We start from the raw sequence: 22,972 nt of genomic DNA, 5'->3' as shown, positions 1-22,972 counted from the left end.
TCGCTAAAGAATATTTTCATCAGCAAAGCTAAAATAAGCATTTTCAGTAACAATTAAATGGTCTAAAACTTTTATATCTAATGTTTCTCCTGCTTGCTTCAACTTTTGTGTAATTGATTTATCAGCATTGCTTGGTTGTAATTTTCCTGACGGATGATTATGACACAAAATTATGGCTGTAGCGTATAAATCCAGTGCTTTTTTAAACACCAATCTAACATCTACTAATGTACCCGTTAAACCTCCTTTACTTAATTGTTCTTTATACAACACCTTGTTAGAATTATTTAAATAAATGACCCAAAATTCTTCGTGCTTTAATTCACCAATAATAGGTTGCATAATATCAAAAACAGCTTTACTACTACTTATTTTTGGCAGTTCCAAAGCTGCTTCTAGTCTTCGTCTCCTTCCTAACTCCAATGCCGTTATTATTGAAATGGCTTTTGCTTCACCAATTCCTTTAAATTTTTGTAAATCTTCAACTGTTAATTTTCCTAAACTATTTAAATTATTATCAATAGAAGCTAAAATTCTTTTCGCCAAATTAACCGCACTTTCATTTTTACTTCCTGAACCTATTAAAATTGCAACTAACTCAGCATCAGACAAAGCTGTTTTACCTTTTAAAATCAATTTTTCACGCGGCCTATCATCTTCCGCCCAGTATTTAATTGATATTGAATTATTTTCATATCTCATACGCAAATTTTTTTATCAAAGATAAGAGTAATATCTTTGTAACAAATAATCAATATATGAAAATTATAATTGCTGGTGCAGGAGATGTGGGATTTCATTTAGCAAAACTTCTTTCTTTTGAATCGCAAGATATTTACCTTGTTGATACAGATGCTGAAAAATTAGAGTACGCAAGTAACCATATTGATGTAATTACCAAGCGTGGTGATGCTACTTCCATAAAACTTTTAAAAGAAATAAATATTGATAAAGCTGATATTTTTTTAGCGGTTACTGAATCTCAAAATACCAACTTTACCATTGCTGTTTTAGCAAAAAAATTGGGGGCTAAAAAAACAATTGCTAGAATTTCTAACCACGAGTTTACCCAAAATTCTGAAATTGATTTTGTTGAATTAGGGATAGATAATATGATTTCTCCTGGTGAATTAGCTGCTGATGAAATTAAAATGTTATTAAATCAATCTGCGTTTAACGATACCATTCAATTTGAAAATGGCACCTTAAATATTTTAGGAAGTACATTAGACTATAACTCGCCGCTTATAAACTTAACCGTTCAAGAAGCGAGAGAAAAATTTTCGGATATAGATTTTATAACAATTGCCATAAAACCAGAAAAATCTGACGAAACTATCATTCCAAGAGGAAATACAGTGTATAGAGCCGATGATCAAATTTATTTTTCTGCTCCAAAAGAAAGTATTAAAAAACTTTACAAATTAATGGGGAAAACCCAATTTGGAGTTAAAGATGTGATGATTTTAGGTGGTGGTAAAATTGGGGTAAAAGCTGCACGAAGTTTATGTGATAATAAATTCAATATTAAATTAATTGAAATTAATAAAGAACGCGCAAAAGAAATAGCCGAAAAAATTCCTAGTGCTTTAATTATAAAAGGTGATGGACGAAATGTTGAACTTTTAGAAGAAGAAAATATTTCTGAGATGGATGCTTTTGTAGCTGTAACAGGAAATTCAGAAACTAACATTATGTCGTGCTTAGTTGCAAAATCTAAGGGTGTTAAAAAAACAATTGCCTTGGTTGAAAACATGGATTACATTAATATTTCTCAAACCATTGGTATAGATACACTTATAAATAAAAAACTATTAGCTGCTAGTGCTATATTTAAACACGTGAGAAAAGGAGATGTTTTAAAATTAGCCAATTTACATAATGTAGATGCTGAAGTTTTAGAATTTAGAGTAAAAGAAAATTCATTTGTTACAAAAAAACTGGTAAAAGATATAAACATTTCCAAAAAAGCTGTTTTTGGGGGTGTCATTAGAAATGGAGTAGCACATATGACTTTTGGTAATTTTCAAATTTTAGCAGGTGACAAAGCTGTTGTATTTTGCTTGCCTGAAGCTATTCATAAAGTAGAGAAACTGTTTAACTAATTTATGAAAGGACTTAATATTAAAATCATCATCAGTTTTTTAGGATTAACTTCTATGTTAAATGGAATGTTTATGCTGTTTGCAGTTCCTTTTAGCATGTATTACGGTGAATCTGAAAAATGGGGAATTTTACAAGCTGGACTTACCACCATAGTAATTGGTTTTATTCTATGGTTTTTTAATAGAAATGCAAAAAAAAATCTTGGAAAAAAAGAAGGGTATTTAATTGTTACTTTAGGATGGTTAATGCTAACCATTACAGGAACGTTACCTTATGTATTCACTAACTCTATCCCCGTATATACCAATGCTTTTTTTGAAACACTTTCCGGGTATTCAACTACAGGTTCTTCTATTTTAACAGATATAGAATCTATGCCAAAAGGTATTTTATTTTGGCGAAGTGCAACACATTGGATTGGTGGTATGGGAATTATTGTTTTAACAGTTGCCATTTTACCATTATTAGGAATTGGTGGTATGCAATTATTTATGGCAGAAGCACCAGGACCATCAGCTGATAAAATGCATCCAAGAATTACCGAAACCGCTAAAAGACTTTGGTTAATTTATTTTATATTAACATTTACAGAATTTTTTCTTTTAAAAATTGCAGGAATGACTTGGTTTGATGCTATTAATCACGCTATGGCAACTATGAGCACGGGTGGTTTTTCAACAAAAAATGCAAGTATTGCACATTATGATTCTTTTCCTATCATTCAATACATCATCATTATTTTTATGTTTATTGCTGGTGCAAATTTTGTGCTTACTTATTTTGCTTTAAAAGGAAAAATTAGAAAAGTTTTTAAGAGTGAAGAGTTTAGGTATTACTTTTTTGGAACAATTGGGGTTACTCTTTTAATTACTTATTTAATTGTAAATTATCAAGATTCCGATTTACAAACTAGTTTGCAACACGCTTACACTTGGGGAGAAACCGAAAATGCATTTAGGCATGCCGCTTTTTCTGTAGTTTCCGTTTTAACCACCACAGGATTTGTGTCTGCAGATTTTACTATGTGGAATTCTATGGTAACAGCTATTATATTTTCACTCTTTTTTATTGGTGGCTCTGCTGGATCTACTAGTGGTGGAATTAAAGTTGTTAGGCATATTATTATGATAAAAAGTAGTTTTTATGAATTTAAAAAATTATTGCATCCAAACGCCATAATTCCGGTAAGGTATGATGGCGGAAGCGTTCCTAAAACTATCATTTACAACATATTATCATTTTTTGTATTGTATATGCTTATTTTTATTGTAAGCAGTTTATTATTAACTTTTTTTGGATTAGATTTTTTATCAGCTATGGGAGCTGCCGCATCATCTTTAGGAAATATTGGTCCTGCAGTAGGTTCTGTTAGTCCGGTTGATAATTTTGCACATTTAACTATACCTGCTAAATGGTTTTGTTCATTTTTAATGCTAATAGGAAGACTTGAATTATTTACGGTTTTAATTTTATTAACGCCATTCTTCTGGAGGAAAAATTAAATAATCTTTTTTTAGTATTTTATTTTAACAATGGGCATCCGCAATTTCTACAAATGTGTTCATCAATCTCGTGCATAAAAGCACAAGCATTGCAAAAAATAATGTCATCTTTTGATTTATCAAATTTCTCATAAGATCTTAATTTTCCATGATAACGAACCTTCTCCCCTATTTTATAATAATTATACAAAGTTGCATCATTCTCTGATCTAATTTCATGTTTTTGATGTTCTTGATCTTCTATATACACAACAAAATCTGTGCTTTTTTCTTTTTCAATAATTTCTTTTTCTACTACTTCTCCATCCCAAGTTGGTGTTTTTTTAACGGAAAGCGCAGCATAAACTCCAATTAAAAAAAACATTCCACCAATTCCTAATCCTATATGAAGTGCTTCTGGATTGTCCATTTCATCACTCATTTCTCCATATAAATAAAAACCTACAATGGCTATAATTGCCAAAGCAAAACCAAACTGGTATCTATAATCTTTCGTATTTTTTAAATACTTGTCAAATCTAGGATCGTGAATTTTTAGTGAATAAGCCATCTTATATTTTGTTTAAGTTACTCTTTATTTAATACTGCTAGCAATGGCGATAAATCAACCCATTCTGAAGCAGGGATATTCAATTCTTCTGTATTTGTAAATGTTCTATCTGTGTAATAATACTTTATATATAAACCATAAAACGGCTCTTTTATAATCTTAGCTTTTTTAATTCCTGAAAGGGGAAAATCCCAATTATGAAAAAACCCATTGATATAGGCAAAATTCTTTCCTATTAAAATTTTACCATCGTTTTTTAAATTTTGATTTTTATAATAGTAGGGCATTCCAAAAGCAAAAAAGGAAACAAAAGCTAGTAATCCTATTAGGGTTAAAAACATAAATAACTTACCTTCTTCTATTACCAAAATAAATATTCCAAAAATTACAATTGCCAAAACCGAAATAACAATAAGCAAACCCTTATTTTTAGCTTTTTCATTATTATACAAGAAATCTACGTAATTACGCTTTTCACTATCTGTTAAGGTCCAAGCGGCTATTAAATTTTCACCTGATATTAACGATTGTAATTTTGTTTCACGACTTCTAAATATAAAACCAATTACCAAAGACGATAATAAAAAGAAAAATGATAGAAAAGCAATTGCAGGATGAATTGGCATTGTATCAAAATTCATGATGGCAATTAATATGACTAACCCAAAAAATAACGCTGAGTACATTGATTTTTTTACAATACTTGTTTGATTATTTTTAAGTGAAATGACATTATTTATTTGTTTTAATGCATTTGAAGTCAAATCGTTTGGAAGCTCTGAGGTAGGTTTTTGCTTCTTTTCCTCTGAGGTTTCATCTTTAAAATTTCCATCCATAATTTTAACACCACAATTTGTGCAAAACTTAGCTCCTTCATTTAATTCTTCGCCACAATTAGTACAAAATTTCATATCATTTAGTTTTAATTATTCTTTTTTAAATACCAACTACTTTTTGTTAAAGTGCTAAAAAACACCAATTTGTTTTCTTCTTCATAAAAATGCAATTCAAAATCTCCTTCTACACCTCTCAACGTCACTATTGCCTGATAATTATTAGCGCCAAAAGGGGTTATTTTAGCGGAAAACAAATTATTTTCATCTTTTCCAATCACTACATCTCCTTTTTTATTGAATTCAATAATCGCATCATTATTCCCTAAAATAACACCAGTAGGATCGTGCCATTCACCTTCAATTTTTGACAATTGTTCCTCAATAGAAAATGGTTGTTCTGAAGGCACAATATCTTCCATAAAAAATTTTCCAATAAAAAACAATATTGCTAAAACTACCATTACTAAGAGTGCAATAGAAAATCTTTTGCCTTTATTTGGTTGGTTTAAACTTTCTTCAACTAGGTTAATATCATTATTATTTGTGTGATTATCAATTAATGAAATTCCACATTTTGTACAAAATTTTGTTTCTTCCTTTAACTCAGTATTGCAATTTGAACAGTATTTCATAATTTAAATATTTCTAATTGTTTTGCGGATGGTTTTTCTATATTTATCCATTTCTTCTTCTGTGTAACTTTTTCTTATGCAAATACAAAATTTTGGATAAGCGCACCTATTCATAAATTATTGTCGGGGTTCGTTTTCTTTGACAATTACAAGATGTTGTATCTTTTTCTAATTGGAAATCAGCTTTCATTTTTGCTAAGTTTTTACTTGCTTTTTCAGCATCTTCAGTGCGGCCTTGTTTTATAAAATCATTAATTACCTTTTCCATTTCTTTTACAGAGTTTTCAAACATTACCTCGCCAGAAGGACTTACATTGCAACCATAATAATTTGTATCACAGCGATATATAACTTTCTTTACTTTACCACCGTCAATATCTGTCAATTCTTTTGTTTTTTCATCTTCTTCCACATAAATAGTCACATTATCTTCACTTAAAAATTCATTTTTTAAATTATAAAGTTTAACGTTTACATTATACTTACCTAATTTTTTAGCAACCGGTGTAAAAGTAGATTCTTCTCCTTGATACGTATATGAATTACTCATACCTTGAATATACCATTTGAAGTTGTAAGTGTCTGTTGGTGATGCTTTAGCAGTTACATCAAATGTTGCTCCTGGAGGACCAATAAGATGCCGTGTTGTAATAAAAACGGTAGGTTTAGGTAACTTTAACAGTATATTTGCTTCAGCCATTGCTAAAACTTTTTTTGTACTGCTTTCTCTTAAAATTACTTTTAAAGGATAGGTTTGTTCTTTATCGCTTTCTTCATAGGTATGTGCAACTTTAATTTTTACTTCACCTGAACTTGGTATAATACTATTTTGAAAACCTGTACTTTTTTCAGTGTTATCGCTAAAATCCCACTCAATATCTACTTTTTCAATAACATCAATAATATCTTTTGCTGATATTTCAAAACTATAGGCTTTATTGCTAACAGCATCAAGCAATTCTGAAGGTGTAATTATTAACTGAGGGCTTACATCTTTAACTGTTACTTTGGTTGTACCGCCTCCATAATCGCTATTGCATAGAACTAAACTAATAAGATCACCATTATTTACTGAAATAAGTTTTTTATCTTCTTTTTTAAATAGCGTTCCAATAGTAGTTGTTTTTTTTGTAGCTTCATTTATAATAACTATATCAACAGTTTGTCCTATTACTTCTTTTTCTTCTAAAGTTATGAGCACTAATTTAGATTGTTGGTTTTTAATATTAACTTTTACTACACCCATTTGTGCACTAAACTTATTTCCCATAGTAAACTCTTGAGATTTTTCTTTGATTTTTTCAATATCCCAGTTGTAAAAATTGGTTGCAAGGTCAAGACTAAAATCAAATTTACTTAATGGGCTTTTCTTTGAAAAAAACATATCAATAGAAAATTTGCGATATATATCCCCCATATTATTCTTTAAAGTATTCCATAAGAATTTTTGCTGACTGTAAAGTGGTTTATAATAATCTGCAGCATCATATTCAATTAGATCTTTAAGTTTAACACCCGATGCTACTAAATATTTAATCCAAATGGATGTTTTGTATTCATATCCTTGGTCTGTCCAACCTTTACCTCCAAGTCCTTTTTTACTGCCTGAGGAATTTATTGAATATTTAAGATAATCACTTCCTGTAAAATTCGACATTTTATCTTTTTGACTTGGCCAAGCAATTTCATAAGCTGCGTATTCAGCTGTTGCTTCAATAAACCAATTATTAGCTGGCCTAGCCATTCCTAAAACACCGTAATACTGCGCTTGCATTCTATGAAATAGCTCATGAGCAAGCACAATTTGTGCTCTTTTGTAATCTGAAGTCTCAAACGATGGAATATGTATTCTTTCGTAAATCTTTTCGTAACTTGGTAAACCTTGCGAGTTATTAGAAAGAGGATTTTCAAAACTAGAAACTTTAGAATAATAAGAGTCTAATTTAACCGTAATAGGTTTTTTATAAGTACTATTAAACATTTCCTTATCAGATGCTGGATTTGAAAAGCCAGCTTCAACATACCTTTTTAAACTAGTCTCCAAGAAATAACCCATATCTTGAATGTAATTTGGATACGCTTTATTATAGGAATAGTTTGATCTTGTAAAATTATGTTTCCAAGTTTTATTATTAAAATGAAGACTATTATCTATAGTACTTTTTGAATAGTAAATTCTAAAATTTCCTTCTGGAGTAATATACATATTGTTCCATATACGCTCATCAAGTTCATCAATTTTTTCATTTATTTTATCATTAGCTTTTATTACTGTATCAATTACAGTGGAAAAAAAACCTATAGGAGAAAAGTGATCTACATATGCAGAAACAATATTATTTTCATAATCAATATGTATAGGTAAACTCACCCATCCACCACCTTCTTCATCCCAGCGAAAAGCGTCTAATTGCTCTTCAATAGTTAAATTTGGATTTAATTCATTTGCATCAAATTTATATGATAATTGAACCGGTTTATTTGGTTGCTTACCATTATCTAGTGTAAGATCAACTAAAAATAATGGTTTACGATCTTCAACCATTATAGCTTTATTAACAGCAGCTTTACTAATTGCAAGTGATTGCTCAAAACTATTAAAACTTGCAGGAATACTAACTTTTATTTTATTACCGTAATTGATTTGTTGAAATTTACTACTCGGGGAAATAGTATACCTAATAGTTTCAGTAATAACAAGATTAGCATTACGTACTTTCATTAAAGGTAATTTCATTTCTTCATCTGAAATAGTTTGTTCTAACCCAACTTTATTTCTTGTTTTATCTACAATTGGGTTTTCTTCTGCATCTCCAATAAAATAAAGAACTATTAAACCAACAAACAAAAAACCAACAATCCATAAAAATGTTTTAAATAGTTTTTTAAAACAACCTGGCTTGTTATTTTTTTTAGTATATATTGGTTTATTTACGGTACTTTCAACAACTTGCTTATAAATATTCTCTGTTGGTTCATTTATTTCCTTTATTTTGAATTCTGTTTGTTTATTTAAATTACTTAGGATTTCTCCACATTCTGGACAATATTTATCATCCTTTTTCACAAAACATCCACAGTTAAAACAAACATTATTATCTGTTTTAATTGAAGTTACTTTTATGCCACATGTTCCACAAAAACTAGCTCCTTCAATAATTTTAACTCCGCAATTTTGACAATATACTGACATAACTTTTATGAATTATTTCCTTTTAATAATAACATTATATTAGTAATTAATAATCCTATAAATAAAATTGTAATAGCTGAAAAATTTTCTAATCTATCTGCAACCAATGCAACTAAAAAAATGAGTTGAACACCTATAATAATTTTAACCAACCAATTATATGGTTTTTCTTTTTTTCTTCTAAAAAAAACAATACCTAGAATTAATATAGAAAAAATTAAAACTCCTATAACTTCTTCAGATTGATTTCCAAAATACAATAATAAAACAGTGATGATTATATATATCCAAGTCCATTTATTTATTTTTTTTGTTGATGAATTTGGCTCTTCTACTTCATTATTAAAAGTTTTTGTTGCCTTAAAAACTTCAGAAATACTTTGGCTTTCTTCTGAAATATTTTTACTTTTTGACAGTGCGGAATTAAATACTTCTTTGGCTTTGTTTTCTACAATTTTTTTACCTTCATTTTTTAGGCCTATAATTGTATTTTTGTACATCTTTTCTTTGTAGGACGAAAGGTGTTTTTTTGAAGCTTCAATACCTATTTTAGTACCGCAAGAAGGGCAAAATTTAGCTTCCAAAGGATTATTTATTCCACAATTTGAGCAATAGGACATCTTTAATTAAGATTTATAAATTATACAACATTCTTATTAGTATTACCAACCAAAAATTACCTGTCTAGGATCATTTGAGTCGTGTTTTTTCAAATCTTTAAAACTCTCAGCCATATCTTTAGCTACATCCCCTACATTTTCATATTTTAAATCTTTAAGCTGTTCGTTGAGCATTTTTAAATGTTCCGGTGTAGCGCTAGCATCTATGTGAGCTTTTTCAACAATATCCATTGCTTTTTTTAACCTATCTGGAATTTCAGGAACATCCAGACCTTGAACTCCATAACCATCTCGAACCTCTTTTAACGTTTTCACTCCTTTTTGTGCTTGCGCATAAGCTTCGGGTTCCATTCCTGGATCTAGTGCATTATTCACTTTATTTTTATACATATTACCCAATTCTTCGGAGTCAATCAAACGGCCTTTGCCTTCTTTTACTTGTAAAATATTAGGTTTATTTCTATTGACTTCACCTGTGCTTGGATTGTATGTGTTATCGGCATAATCTTTACAGGCTTCAGCATCAAATCTATCTGTTCCTCGTTGTTGATGCCTTTCAGCCCATTCTAGTGCATCCACTCCAAAAGGTTTACCTGTGGTTTCTCCAAAAATTTCATACGATTTTTGTTTCCAATTTGGACTTTGAACTTCTATCCAAACATCGCCACTTTCAGTTTTCACTTTTCGTAATACCCTATAATCTCTATCGGTATTAAGATTGGTTTTTCCTCCTGTTCCAGGTGTTCTGAAATCATCTATTTTTATATCATTTGGGTCAATTTTGTAGGTTTCAGAAATATATTTTTTAAGATCAGCATCGTGTTTTTGATAAATTTTATCACGTGATTTTTCAAAAACCTGTTTCATCCATTCCGTTCCGTGTTTTTTTATGGTTCTCACTGCTGCAGGATCTCGCATAAATTCCAATAATTTTTTTGGATCTATAATTTCTTCGCCATTTACGGTTTTCACACTTTTCACCAAATCATCTAAAACTTCATCAGGTGATGTGAATTTCACATTATATTTTAATGCGTTTTTTTGTAATTGAGCGGTTATTTTACGCATAATTAATTCATCTCGCATTTGAGCTGCTGTTAATTTAGCTGCTTCCACAACAGACTTTGTTTGATACAAATTGTATAAAAATTCACAACTGATGAAAATAGTCCAGGCTAAAACTTTATTCTTTTTGACAACCAGTTCAATGTTTTCGATGCTTATAATCCTTCCTTTGGCAACATTCATTAATAATGGAATTATTTTTTCATATTGTCTATCTGCAAAAGCATCCCAACCTTTATCATTTTCATAAATGTAAAAATTCAAAGCTTCAATTATAATTCCTTTAGACAATCCAGTTACTGTTGCTCCAGCTCCTTTTAAATAATATGCCATTAATGCATTAAAAGCCAAATCTCCAGCCCATTCTGTCCACTCAAGTGTTACGGTTATTCGATTTGCCCAAACCTCCATATTTTTATAACCTTCTGCTCCTTCAGCTAATATTAAATTTTGGGCAATTTCCCAAATATTATTTCTTAATTTGGTTAAGCCTTCAGCACCTAAAGTATATTTCCGTTTTTCTAATATATCATTTAGTTTATTTCGTGATTCGCCAGCAGGAACATATTTATTGATGATGGTTTTACATTGTTCATAAGCTTCAACCCATTCGGGGAATTCTTTTCCAATACCAAAAGTTCGGACTCTTACTTTTAATACTTGTTCAAAAACTTCCGGATTGTCATCCATTCCAAATGGTGCCTTTACTAAATAATTCAATGTTCTAATATCACCAAAACCAGGAATATCTTCTTGTGTTTTAAATATATAACGGCCATATGGTATGTTAGAAACCAATGTGTCATATTTAAAAGTTGGTTGCAAAACACTTACAAAATTGATACTTTCCTGATCCTCGTTTTGCAATTCAAATGTCAATTTATTGTCTAAACCATCTTTATCTACTATGATTTGATTGGTATTTTTATCAAATTTATAAAGGGCAAAATCTAAATTAGATTCAAAAGGCTTATCAGCTGTAAACATCAATTCATTTTTACCTTCCACTCCATGTTTTACAAATAATCCAACTTGCGAAACGGTAACGCTTATGTGTCTTTCCAATGGTTTTTCTTCACCTTGTGCGGCAAAAATAACCAACGTTTTATTCAAAAACGTTTCATCATCACCAGGTTTTAAAATAGGACCAGTAAGTGTAATACTAACTTCTGTTTCAGATTTTCTACTAATACTAATTTCTGTAAGTGGTTCATCTAGGTCAATTCCTTTGCGGTATTCTCCATTAAAATTCCAATCTTTCTCTCCATCAGGATTTTCTATATAAGCATCAAAGGTCACTTCACTTAAATCATCAATTACAGGAAACGAGCATTCCGTAATTTCTACTTCTAGTTTACAATCTATTAATGCAATTTCTAATTCTGTCTGCAAAGGTTCTACTCCTTCTGCAACATCATCCATTATAATTTTAACAATTACAGATTTTGGAGGGTTTGGAATTGAAGCATTTGGATTTGGATTTGTACATCCTATATTGAGGCCTTTTTTACTATTTTCAATGATACTTGTTGATAAATCTAACCAATCACTTTTTGGTACAAACTGAATTTTTTCTGTTAAATCGGCTATACATTTACCGTTTTCATCTACAACTTGCGCATAACAAGCAATGGTTTGATATGTATCTGGCCGTAAAGTTCTTTTGTTATCCGGTAGCGTTTCTATTACAATTTGTAGTTCACCAAAAGGCTGAATACTAACCTCTTTTTGAAATTCATGACCTTCAGCATTAGCGTTTACCAAAATAGTAAAACTCGTTTCTTTGGGTTGCTTTTCAAGTAGTAATTGTGCTTGTAAACTATTTACACCCGTTGTTGGAGTTATTTTTAGTGCTTTTTCAAAGTTTTGAATTTGTATGATCGCAGAACATCTTTTTTCACCTTTTGATGTAACTTTCCAAATTTGAATATCTAAATTTTCTGGTTCGTTTAACTTTAATTGAAAGCTGTTTTTATTCAGTTGTAAAATGTAATTGGCATCCTCTTCGTCCTCTTTTTTCTCCTTTTTATTTTTATTGGGTTTTGTTGTTTTAGAAGTAGCTGTTTTTTTTAATATTTTTCTAATTATTGCAGCTACAGCCGCAGCAATTGAACCTCCAATAACAAGTTCCCAAGGAATTTCACTTTCTTCTCCTTCAGTTGAAACAATGCCATCTATATCGGTTCCCGAATTAGTTGAAGTTGATGATGATGAACCCATTGGAGGAGCAAAACCAAAAGCGAAATCATCTGAATTTTTAATAAAATTATATTCTTCATCATAAGTTTCCAAAAGAGTAGTTGGGCAATCTGCACAAAAACTATATCTAAAAGCAAACTTTCCTGTTTCATGATCCTGAACCAAATGATATCTTTGTATTTTATTTCCAACTATATATGGATAATATACATATATTTTTACAAATGATATTCTTGAAGGTTCATATTGTCCAGCTAATTTCTTATTATGATATTTAAGAATTTTAGATAATTCAAGATCAGTGTCAATTTTTGCTGTACCAGCCACACATCCTTGAGTTAAACCATACGTGGCGTTTAGTGCATTGTTAATTTCTGTGTCCGAGGGTAAATATGTCCATTCATCTTGATAAAAACCTTGATCTGATTGAGAATATATTATTAATGAAAAGAAAAAAAACAATAAATAAGAACAAAAACTTTTCATAACCATCTAATTTAAAACATCAATTAATAATTGTGTTAATTCAGACCTGTTTTGATTTTTGTTTAGTAGCTCAATAAATTTACAATTAGTTTCCTAAATTTCCAAAGAAATTATATAAATTTGGAATACAATCAGTTACACATTAACTATGAACTGTATTAAACAAAATAATTTTGGTAAATGGTTGATTTTTTCAATAGGTTTTTTATTTACTATTTACGGACTTTTTTTAGGGAGTTTAACCTTATTTGGAACAGAAACAAAAGCCAAAATAACAAGTTATAGACAAGAATATGGTGAACGAAATGAAACCATTAGAAACCAATATACGTATTTATTTGGCTATGAATTTGAATACAAAGGCAAAGTTTATACTGGAACTGGACAACAAATAGGAAGTCCTGTGTTTTTAAAAAACAATGGAAATAGTTTTATAACAGTTAAGTTTCTACCAGCAATTCCTCAATTAAATTCAAGTTTTAATGGTGAAAAAACAATTTGGAACATCGCCATTTCCTTTGTAATAGGGATTGGATTAATGTATATTACAAAAAAAATGGAATAACAATTACTTCTTAAAATAGACTATACAGTTTCTAGTATTTCTTTAAACTTATTTAAATCTAAACCACCATAATTTCCTGAACTCATTAACAATAAAGCTGTGTTTTCAAAATTTTGATTAAATATAAACTCCTGAAATTCAGCAGGGTTTGTGTATACAATTAAATCTTTTCGCTGAAAAGCATCTTTAATTTGTTTTTCTGTAATTACTTCTAGCTTTTTAATTTCCAATGCGTGTGGAGAATAAAAAACCACTGCAACATCTGCTGAATCTAACGCTCCAACATATTCCTTCAAAAAATTAGCATTTAAACTACTATAGGTATGTAACTCTAAACAAGCCAACACTTTTCTATCTTTATATTGATTTTTAACCGCTTTTGTTGTAGCTTCTACCTTACTTGGTGAATGCGCAAAATCTTTAAAAACAACAGTTGATTGATTTTCAGCAATTTTCTCTAATCGTTTACTCGCTCCTTTAAAACTTGCAATTGCCTCATAAAATTCATCTTCATTAACGCCCATATGTTGGCAAATCCATTTAGCACCCGCCATATTTTGTAAATTATGTTTTCCGAAAAATTCTAACGGCATTTCTCCTTCAGAAGTTTCAATATACGTTGTGCCATTTACAATTTTATATTCGGGTGTTTTATATGGGTATTTTTTAATTGGGCTTTCAGACTTTTCAACGACATTCTTCACTTCTATATCTTCTTCATTATACACCATAATTCCACCATTAGTTAATGAATTGGTAAATATTGAAAATTGTTCCACATAATTTTTAAAAGTTGGAAACACATTAATATGATCCCAGGCTATGCCACTTAACAAAGCTATATTAGGTTTGTACAAATGAAATTTAGGACGCAAATCTATTGGACTCGATAAGTATTCATCTCCTTCTAAAACTATAAATTCATTTTTTTCGGTTAAACGCACCATTGTGTCAAATCCATCTAATTGGGCACCAACCATATAATCTACATCAATAGAATGATAATGCATCACATGTAAAATCATGGAGGTAATTGTAGTTTTTCCGTGAGAACCACCAATTACAACCCGTGTTTTATTTTTAGATTGCTCATATAAAAATTCTGGATAGGAATAAATTTTTAACCCTAACTCTTTAGCTTTCAACAACTCTGGATTATCCGCTTTTGCATGCATTCCTAACACAACGGCATCAATATTTGAAGTTATCTTGTCTGAAAACCAACCAAATTCTGCAGGTAATAACCCTTTTTTTTCTAGTCTAGATTTAGAGGGTTCAAATATAGTATCATCACTACCAGTAATAGTGTACCCTTTTTCATATAACGCTAATGCCAAATTATGCATTGCACTTCCTCCTATTGCTATAAAATGTAAATTCATTTGAAGTAAAAATTTATAAAATCAAAAGTAAATATTCTAACAAATATAGCATCACTTAAACTAATTTCTTTGTAAAATAACTACAAAATGTAATTGATTACACATATAACGTTAGCTTTGACAAATAAATGGTTTTTTTCCATATATTTATAATCATTTTCAAAAGTAAATAAATTTAGCCTTGAAAGCGACAACTTAAAAAATATATTCTATGAAAAAGGGGAAATTTTCAGTACTACTATCAATAGTTTATCTGGTACTTTTTTTTGCTGTTACTCAAGAATCTTTTTCACAATGTACAAATCAGACACCCACAGGTGCTACGTCTCAATCATTTTGTAAAAATGATAATAAAAAAATTTCAGATTTAGTTGTGCAAGCAACCTCTATTGCTTGGTTTGACAGTGCAACTGGTGGTAATCAACTAAACCCAACATCATTACTTTTAAATGGAAAAACCTATTATGCTGATGATATTTCGGGAGGAAGTTGTAGTACTCCTCGTTTAGCTATTACAGTTGCTATTTATGGAAACTATCCTTCTGGTGTAGATATATTTGTTGGAAAATGTAAAAGTGATAATCCAACAATTGCAACATTATCTGCCACTGGTAGTAATATTCAATGGTATAGTGCTCAATTTGGAGGGAATTTACTTCCTAGTAATTTACCTTTAACAAATGGACAAACATATTGGGTGCAACAAACTGAAAATGGCTGTACTTCTAACCGTTTACCAACAACTGTGACAGTTGTAGATCCTCAACCACCTATTGTTGCTCCAATACAATCTTTTTGCTCACCACCAACCCCAACGGTAGGTAATTTAAGTGCAACAGGGATAAATATTAGCTGGTACGATAGTGAAAACTCAGAAATTCCACTAGACCCTAACGTTCCTTTAGAAAACAATAAACAATATTGGGCATCACAAAATTCGTTTCCTTGTGAAAGTACTGAAAGAGTAAGTACAACTGTATTTATTGATACAACTCCAAATGCTGGAACAAGTAATAATTTTAATGTGTGTGAAAAAGACGCTGTAAAAACTGATTTATTTAATTTATTAGGCGGATCCCCTGATATTTCTGGAAGTTGGTCTGGGCCGAGTAATTTAAGTGGTGGATATTTAGGTGCTTTTGAGCCTGGAATTAATATTGAAGGTGTTTACACATATACCGTTTCAAGCACTTTAAATATTTGCCCGGATGCCGCTGCAAATATTACAGTTACCATACAAAAAACACTTCCTCCAACTACCAATCAAACAATTCAAACCTTTTGTGAAATTGATAAACCCACCATATCAAATTTATCTGTAAGTGGAAATAACATACAATGGTATAGTTCTGAAACTTCTACATCTCCTTTAGACTCCACTGAATTGTTAATGGACGGTGAGGATTATTGGGCCGCACAAAAAGATCCTCAAACCAATTGCGAAAGTGTGACTAGAGTTATGGTAACTGTTACAATTATTTCTGTACAACCGCCAACTGTTTCTGAAACCAATCAAACTTTTTGCGAAATTGATACACCAACCATTGCAAACCTTTCTGCAAATGGAACCGGTATTAAATGGTATGCTTCTGAAACTGATACCGCTGCCATAGATCCTACTGAATTGTTAATTAACGGTTCAACATATTGGGCTTCTCAAACAAATACAAACAATACATGTGAAAGTGCAAATAGAGTTGCTGTAAATGTTACAATTATTTCTGTACAACCGCCAACTGTTTCTGAAACCAATCAAACTTTTTGTGAAATTGATGCGCCAAGTGTTGCTAACCTTACTGCAAATGGAACTGATATTGAATGGTATGATTCTGAAACTGCTACTACGCCACTTGACTCAACAGTGTTATTAATTGATGGCCTTTCTTATTGGGCTTCAAATAAAAATTCACCAAGTGGTTGTGAAAGTATCTCTAGAGTCATTGTAACTGTAACAATTAAAAACGTTCCACCTCCAGAAATTTCAATAACAAATCAAACTTTTTGTGAAGTAGATAAACCAACCGTTGCAAATCTTGCTGCAAATGGAAATACAATTGAATGGTATGCTTCTGAAACTGCTACTGCTCCATTAAACTCCTCTGAATTATTAATTGACGGGGCAACTTATTGGGCAACTCAAAAGGACGCTCTAACAAATTGTGAAAGTGCCACTAGGATAGCAGTGAATGTTAGTATTATTTCAGTTCCTCCACCAACTATAACAGAAACAAATCAAACTTTTTGTGAAGTTGATAATCCAACTGTTCTAAATTTATCAGCCAATGGAAATAACCTTCAATGGTATAGTTCTGAAACTTCTACAACTCCTTTAGACCCAAGTGAATTATTAATTGACGGTTTAACTTATTGGGCAGCTCAAAAAGAACAAAATGGTTGTGAAAGTGCTAGCAGAGTTGTTGTAAATGTTACTATCATTTCAGTTCCTCCACCAACTTTAACAGAAACGAATCAAATTTTTTGCAAATTAGACAATCCTACTGTTTCAAATTTATTTGTTAATGATTCTAATATTGTTTGGTATGCTTCAGAAATATCTAATATTCCTTTAAGCCCTTCGGAATTATTAATAGATGGGTATGCTTATTGGGCGGCCCAAAAAGATGCCTTAACAAACTGTGAAAGTACTTCTAGAATAGTTGTAAATGTAACTCTAACTGAAACACTACCTGTAAATACAATTATTAAAAATCTGCAATTTTGTATAGATGAAAATGCCACAGTTTTTAATTTAAATGCTGTAGAAAACAATCTACAATGGTATTCCAACAATAGTTTTGAAACTCCAATAGCTAGTGATGAGCTTTTAATAAACGGACAAACTTATTGGGCGAAAATTTCAAATACAACTTCAAATTGTGAAGGAATTACACTTTATCAAGTGACTATTTCTATCTTAAATTTACAAGCTCCAACAACAGAAAAATCAAACCAAGCTTTTTGTATTGATGAAAACGCTACCATATTTAATTTACAAGCTACTGGAGAAAACATAAAGTGGTATGTTTCAGAAAGTTCAACAATTCCATTAAATAGTTCGGATATATTAGAAAATGGAAAAACTTATTGGGCAACACAATCAGATAATATTACAGGATGTGAAAGTGTTTCAAGATTGCCAATAACTGTTTCAATAAATGCTAAAATTCCTCCAATAAAACTAGAAAAAATTGAAACTTATTGTGAAATTGAAAAACCTACAATTGCGAGTTTAAGTCCTAAAAATACAGTTTGGTATGCTTCAGAAAATTCAACAGTTGCTTTAAATCCAAATGATATTTTAATAAATGGAGAAGATTATTGGTCCACTAATATTGATACTTCAACTGGTTGTGAAAATAGCGTAACAACTGTTATAACTGTCATTATTAATGTTGTAACCCCCCCTACAACGGCAAGTGTAAATCAATCATTTTGTGAAATTGACAATCCAACTATATCAAATTTAAATATCAATGGAAATATTATAAAATGGTATAGTTCAGAAACGTCAATTATTGCACTATCTAATAGCGAGTTTTTAATAAATGGATCCGCTTATTGGGCTACAAATACAACAAACGGTTGTGAAAGTGCAAAAAGAATTAAAGTTAACGTAACCATTAATTCAACACAAGCTCCTACTACTTTGCAAGAAAATCAATCTTTTTGCATTAATAATGCTGCAACCATAGCAAATTTAATAGCCAATGGTACAAACATTCAATGGTATGATACCGAACTTTCAACAACTCCGTTAAACACAACAGATTTATTGATTGATGGGGAAGATTACTGGGCAACACAAACCAATATAACCACAGGTTGTATAAGTAAGAATAGATTAATGGTGAAAGCTCATATTTTAAATCTTCAAAAACCAACAACTATAAATATAAATCAACAGTTTTGTAAAGCTGATAAACCAACTATTGCCAATTTACAAGTAAATGAAAATGCCATTTGGTTTGATTCAGAAACAGCTACTATTCCTTTAAATAGTACAACGATTTTAGTTAATGGTAAAGAATACTGGGCTGCACAAATAAATACCGTTGTAAATTGTGAAAGTATAGAAAGAACAAAAATTACAGTTACTTTAACCGATGTAGAAGAAGCTATAATAGTAAACACCAATCAAACATTTTGCGCTGCTGATTTACCTACAATTGCACATTTAGAAGTTAGTGGAAATCAAATTATATGGTATGCAACAGAAACTTCTATTTCACCGCTAGAAATGAATGAATTATTAGTTGATGGAGAAGATTATTGGGCAGTTCAAACGAATGCTTCAAATGGTTGTGAAAGTTCAACTAGAAAGGTTGTAAACATTGCTTTAACGCCAAATAGTACACCACAACTAATGGAGTATGGTAATGAATTTTGTAAAATTAGTAACCCAACGCTACTAAATTTAAACGAAAATGTACTACCTCAAATAAATGGAAGCGTCACTTGGTATGATAACTTTCCAAATGGTACTCTTTTAAATTTATCAGAAGCATTAATTGATGGTGAAACTTATTATGCTGTTGAAACAAAAAATGGTTGTACAAGTACAAATCCATTAGCAGTAACAGTAAATTTAAACAAGTGTGAAACCTATGATATTGAAATTTTTGATGGATTTTCTCCAACAGGAAATGGTATTAATGATACTTTCACTATTAAAAATTTAAGAACATTATACCCTAATTTTAAAGTGGAGTTTTACAATAGATGGGGTTCATTAGTGTATACATCAACTAGTTCAAATAGTGATTGGAATGGAAAAAATAATGGAACTGGAGAATTAGCACCTGCAGGCATTTATTATTTCATCATATATTTTAATAAAGACAATAAAAAACCTATTCAAAAAAGATTGTACTTAAGCAGATAAAGAATGAAAAATCTAACACTAAAACTTGTAGTTCTTTTAGCACCACTTATGTTATGGGCACAACAAGATGCTCAATATACTCAGTATATGTACAATATGAGTGTCATTAATCCTGGCTACACAACAGATAATTTTGGAGTTTTAACCTTAGGTGGTTTACACAGATCTCAATGGAGTGGCGTTGTTGGGGCTCCTTATTCATCTAATTTATTTGCACATATTCCTTTAAACAACAATATTGAAGTTGGAGCTTCTATAATAAATGATAATATTGGAGATGTAGTAAAAGAAAATAATTTATTTTTTGATGTTGCTTACAAATTAAATTTAGAAGAATTAGGCACTATTTCATTTGGAATTAAAACCGGATTTACGTTATTTGATGTTAATTTTAATGGATTCTCATTAGAATCTGGTGATGTTTTTACAGATCCTGATTTTGAAACAAATATCAATAAAACTTTTTTCAACTTTGGTACAGGTGTTTATTATAATACTGAAAATTACTACGTTGGATTTTCAATTCCAAACATATTAAACTCTAAACATTTAGATAGAAATAACGGAAAATATCAAGGAACTGAAAATGCACATGTGTATTTAACAGGCGGTTATGTTTTTGATTTAAATGATCAATTTAAAATTAAACCTGCCTTTATGATGAAATCTGTAAAAGGTTCTCCAATTGCACTGGATATTACTGCAAATGTTTTATATAACAATAAAGTTGAATTCGGGTTGGGTTACAGAATTGAAGATGCATTAAGCGGTATGGTTAATTTTAGTGTAACTCCAGAATTTAGAATTGGTTATGCTTATGATCATACTATTTCAAATTTAGGTCCATTTAGTACTGGATCACATGAAATTATTCTTTTAAACAATTTATTTATTTCAAACCTAAATAAAGGTTTTGAAAAATCACCTCGATTCTTTTAATAAAATGCTTATAAAAATGAAAAAAAACGTACTCTTACTTTTTATTGTAGCATTTTGCTCCCAGCTTTTAGTTGCTCAAAACTTAAAAAAAGCCAATTATTTATTTGAAAAAAGAGCCTATTTAAATGCTGCCGAATTATTTTTAAATGAAACTGCCAAAACGCAAGATGTTTTAGCAAAATTAGGAGATTGCTATTATTTTAATTCAAAAATGGCGGAAGCTACTGTTTGGTATCAAAATTTGATGAATTCATATGAAAATTCAGTTGAACCAGCCTACTTTTTCAGATATTCTCAAGCCTTAAAAGGAATTAAAAAATTTGATGAAGCCGATAAATGGTTTCACAAATATGCAGAAAAAAAGCAACCTAATTCAACAACTATAAATACTACTCAAACCTTTATTGAAGATTTAGCAACTAACAAAATAGAAACTTATACTGTAAATAAAATTGATATCAATTCTGAATTTTCAGATTTTGGAACGTCCTTTTTTGGCGATAAAATTGTGTTTGCTTCTAATAGAATTCAAGGCAAAAATTACGACTGGAATAATTTACCTTATTTAGATTTATTTCAGGTTGAAATTAATAATTTAAACAATTCCTCTAAAGTAATTCCATTTTCTGAAACTATAAATACCAAATTGCACGAATCAAATGCAGTATTTACAAAAGATGGTAAAACCATGTATTTTACTAGAAATAATTTTATTGATGGGAAAAAAGGAAAAGATGAACATAAAATAACGCATCTTAAAATTTACAAAGCAGAATTATTGAATAATGAATGGACAAATATTGTTGAACTTCCTTTTAATGGCTCAAATTATTCTACAGAACATCCAGCTTTAAGCAAAAATGAAAAACAATTATATTTTGCATCCGATATGCCAGGAACCATAGGTTCTTTTGATTTGTTTATGGTTGATATTCATGAGGATGGCTCTTATGGTTTACCCATAAATTTAGGTCCATCAATAAATACTGAACAAAGAGAACAATTTCCTTTTATAAGTAACCAAAATGAATTATTTTTTGCATCTGACGGGCATTTTGGCTTTGGTAATTTAGATGTTTTTAAAAGCAATATTTCAGAAAATAATTTTTCAAAACCCCAAAATTTGGGTGAACCTATAAATAGCAATTTAGATGATTTTGCCTTTATCATAAATGCTGAAAATAACAATGGGTTTATTTCATCTAATAGATTAAATGGTATTGGAAACGATGATATTTATAGTTTTACCTATAAAAAATCAATTTTTGTTTCTGGAATTGTTCAAAATAAAAATAGTTTAGCCTTACTTCCGGGCACTTTAGTAACCTTATATAACAATACTAACAAAATTTTAAATGAAACAATAGTTGATAAAAACGCTTCTTATTCTTTTGAAATTGAACCAAATAAGGCTTATAAATTAAAAGGTGCATTAAAATTATTTAATCCAACAATTATTGAATTTTTAACTGATACGAAAGGAAATATTAATAAAAATATTTTATTACACCTTGAATCGTATGAAGATGCAGAAAAAAATATTGTAGTTGATAATGGTAAAACTCAAATTAAAATTAATCCTATTTATTTTGATTTTGATAAATGGAATATTAGAAAAGATGCCGCTTTAGAATTGGATACTATTGTTGAAATAATGAAAAAATATCCTGATATGGTGATTGAAATTGGTGCGCATACAGATTGCCGTGGAACCGAAGAATACAACTTAACTTTATCACACAAACGTGCAAAATCTGTTCGCGAATATTTAGTACGTCAAGGTATTTCTAATGAAAATGTAAAATCTGTTGGTTACGGAGAAACACAACCTTTAAATCATTGTATTAAACCAGGCATGTGTAAAAGTGAAGAATACGATATTAACAGACGATGTGAATTTGTTATTTTGAACTAAAAAATTTAAAAACCGCTAATTAGCGGTTTTTTTTATTCAATTATTTATAATTGCAATTTTAGGCATCACTTTTGCTAACTTTACTTTAATAAATAACGCA

General features: G+C 30.1%; 14 protein-coding genes. 6 read left to right on the top strand and 8 right to left on the bottom strand.

The annotated features are described in order from the left end of the window. Positions 1–3: 3 nt before the first annotated feature. Positions 4–702, bottom strand: a complete 699-nt coding sequence (gene radC, locus JEY78_RS04380; RefSeq protein WP_291847130.1) for a DNA repair protein RadC — start codon at positions 700–702, stop codon at positions 4–6. 56 nt (positions 703–758) lie between these two features. Between radC and trkA the strand changes: the two genes are divergently transcribed. Further along, positions 759–2,105 (top strand): Trk system potassium transporter TrkA, encoded by a 1,347-nt coding sequence (gene trkA / locus JEY78_RS04375; RefSeq protein WP_291847129.1) that lies wholly within the window; start codon positions 759–761, stop codon positions 2,103–2,105. 3 nt (positions 2,106–2,108) lie between these two features. Beyond that, positions 2,109–3,608: a TrkH family potassium uptake protein gene (locus JEY78_RS04370; protein ID WP_291847127.1), complete on the top strand. Its 1,500-nt coding sequence runs from the start codon at positions 2,109–2,111 to the stop codon at positions 3,606–3,608. Positions 3,609–3,627: 19 nt separating this feature from the next. On the opposite strand, the gene JEY78_RS04365 is transcribed toward JEY78_RS04370, so the two are convergent. The 6 genes from JEY78_RS04365 to JEY78_RS04340 all read right to left on the bottom strand — a co-directional run bounded on the left by JEY78_RS04365 (position 3,628) and on the right by JEY78_RS04340 (position 13,189). Beyond that, the gene (locus tag JEY78_RS04365) at positions 3,628–4,158 is read right to left on the bottom strand and encodes a hypothetical protein (protein WP_291847126.1); all 531 of its coding nucleotides are present in this window, start codon (positions 4,156–4,158) and stop codon (positions 3,628–3,630) included. A gap of 17 nt (positions 4,159–4,175) precedes the next feature. Next, positions 4,176–5,069 (bottom strand): zinc ribbon domain-containing protein, encoded by an 894-nt coding sequence (locus JEY78_RS04360; protein WP_291847124.1) that lies wholly within the window; start codon positions 5,067–5,069, stop codon positions 4,176–4,178. A gap of 11 nt (positions 5,070–5,080) precedes the next feature. Then, a complete protein-coding gene (locus tag JEY78_RS04355) occupies positions 5,081–5,626 on the bottom strand; it encodes a zinc ribbon domain-containing protein (RefSeq protein ID WP_291847121.1) in 546 nt (181 codons plus the stop codon). A gap of 106 nt (positions 5,627–5,732) precedes the next feature. Beyond that, positions 5,733–8,819, bottom strand: coding sequence for a zinc ribbon domain-containing protein (locus JEY78_RS04350; protein ID WP_291847119.1), 3,087 nt, complete (start codon positions 8,817–8,819; stop codon positions 5,733–5,735). Between the two features lie 5 nt (positions 8,820–8,824). Next, complete coding sequence (locus JEY78_RS04345; protein ID WP_291847117.1) at positions 8,825–9,439, bottom strand: zinc-ribbon domain-containing protein; 615 nt, start codon at positions 9,437–9,439, stop codon at positions 8,825–8,827. Positions 9,440–9,481: 42 nt separating this feature from the next. After that, positions 9,482–13,189 (bottom strand): hypothetical protein, encoded by a 3,708-nt coding sequence (locus JEY78_RS04340; protein ID WP_291847115.1) that lies wholly within the window; start codon positions 13,187–13,189, stop codon positions 9,482–9,484. Positions 13,190–13,337: 148 nt separating this feature from the next. Between JEY78_RS04340 and JEY78_RS04335 the strand changes: the two genes are divergently transcribed. After that, a complete protein-coding gene (locus JEY78_RS04335) occupies positions 13,338–13,754 on the top strand; it encodes a hypothetical protein (protein ID WP_291847113.1) in 417 nt (138 codons plus the stop codon). A 20-nt stretch (positions 13,755–13,774) separates the two neighbouring features. Here the strand turns inward: JEY78_RS04335 and murC are convergent, their stop codons facing one another. Further along, a complete protein-coding gene (murC, locus tag JEY78_RS04330) occupies positions 13,775–15,136 on the bottom strand; it encodes a Mur ligase family protein (RefSeq protein WP_291847111.1) in 1,362 nt (453 codons plus the stop codon). Between the two features lie 211 nt (positions 15,137–15,347). On the opposite strand from murC, the gene JEY78_RS04325 reads away from it, so the two are divergent. Genes JEY78_RS04325 through JEY78_RS04315 form a run of 3 tightly spaced genes read left to right on the top strand, consistent with a single transcriptional unit; the run spans position 15,348 to position 22,872 of the window. Next, positions 15,348–20,018 carry a gliding motility-associated C-terminal domain-containing protein gene (locus tag JEY78_RS04325; RefSeq protein ID WP_291847109.1) on the top strand — a complete coding sequence of 1,557 codons (4,671 nt, stop codon included), beginning with the start codon at positions 15,348–15,350 and terminating at the stop codon, positions 20,016–20,018. Between the two features lie 3 nt (positions 20,019–20,021). Next, the gene (locus JEY78_RS04320; RefSeq protein ID WP_291847106.1) at positions 20,022–20,957 is read left to right on the top strand and encodes a type IX secretion system membrane protein PorP/SprF; all 936 of its coding nucleotides are present in this window, start codon (positions 20,022–20,024) and stop codon (positions 20,955–20,957) included. Between the two features lie 16 nt (positions 20,958–20,973). Continuing rightward, positions 20,974–22,872 (top strand): OmpA family protein, encoded by a 1,899-nt coding sequence (locus tag JEY78_RS04315; RefSeq protein WP_291847103.1) that lies wholly within the window; start codon positions 20,974–20,976, stop codon positions 22,870–22,872. Positions 22,873–22,972 lie beyond the last annotated feature (100 nt).

Origin of the sequence: Lutibacter sp. (assembly GCF_016342705.1) — a bacterium.
Taxonomy (GTDB): Bacteria; Bacteroidota; Bacteroidia; order Flavobacteriales; family Flavobacteriaceae; genus Lutibacter.
Note: the sequence above shows the minus strand (reverse complement) of the source record. Positions and strands in the feature narration are given on the sequence as shown.

Coding starts and splice junctions, on each gene's coding strand:
- JEY78_RS04320 (WP_291847106.1), top strand. CDS start 20,022: ATGAAAAATCTAACACTAAAACTTGTAGTTCTTTTAGCACCACTTATG.
- JEY78_RS04340 (WP_291847115.1), bottom strand. CDS start 13,189: ATGAAAAGTTTTTGTTCTTATTTATTGTTTTTTTTCTTTTCATTAATA.
- JEY78_RS04315 (WP_291847103.1), top strand. CDS start 20,974: ATGAAAAAAAACGTACTCTTACTTTTTATTGTAGCATTTTGCTCCCAG.
- JEY78_RS04360 (WP_291847124.1), bottom strand. CDS start 5,069: ATGAAATTTTGTACTAATTGTGGCGAAGAATTAAATGAAGGAGCTAAG.
- JEY78_RS04325 (WP_291847109.1), top strand. CDS start 15,348: ATGAAAAAGGGGAAATTTTCAGTACTACTATCAATAGTTTATCTGGTA.
- JEY78_RS04345 (WP_291847117.1), bottom strand. CDS start 9,439: ATGTCCTATTGCTCAAATTGTGGAATAAATAATCCTTTGGAAGCTAAA.
- JEY78_RS04335 (WP_291847113.1), top strand. CDS start 13,338: ATGAACTGTATTAAACAAAATAATTTTGGTAAATGGTTGATTTTTTCA.
- trkA (WP_291847129.1), top strand. CDS start 759: ATGAAAATTATAATTGCTGGTGCAGGAGATGTGGGATTTCATTTAGCA.
- JEY78_RS04355 (WP_291847121.1), bottom strand. CDS start 5,626: ATGAAATACTGTTCAAATTGCAATACTGAGTTAAAGGAAGAAACAAAA.
- JEY78_RS04365 (WP_291847126.1), bottom strand. CDS start 4,158: ATGGCTTATTCACTAAAAATTCACGATCCTAGATTTGACAAGTATTTA.
- radC (WP_291847130.1), bottom strand. CDS start 702: ATGAGATATGAAAATAATTCAATATCAATTAAATACTGGGCGGAAGAT.
- JEY78_RS04370 (WP_291847127.1), top strand. CDS start 2,109: ATGAAAGGACTTAATATTAAAATCATCATCAGTTTTTTAGGATTAACT.
- JEY78_RS04350 (WP_291847119.1), bottom strand. CDS start 8,819: ATGTCAGTATATTGTCAAAATTGCGGAGTTAAAATTATTGAAGGAGCT.
- murC (WP_291847111.1), bottom strand. CDS start 15,136: ATGAATTTACATTTTATAGCAATAGGAGGAAGTGCAATGCATAATTTG.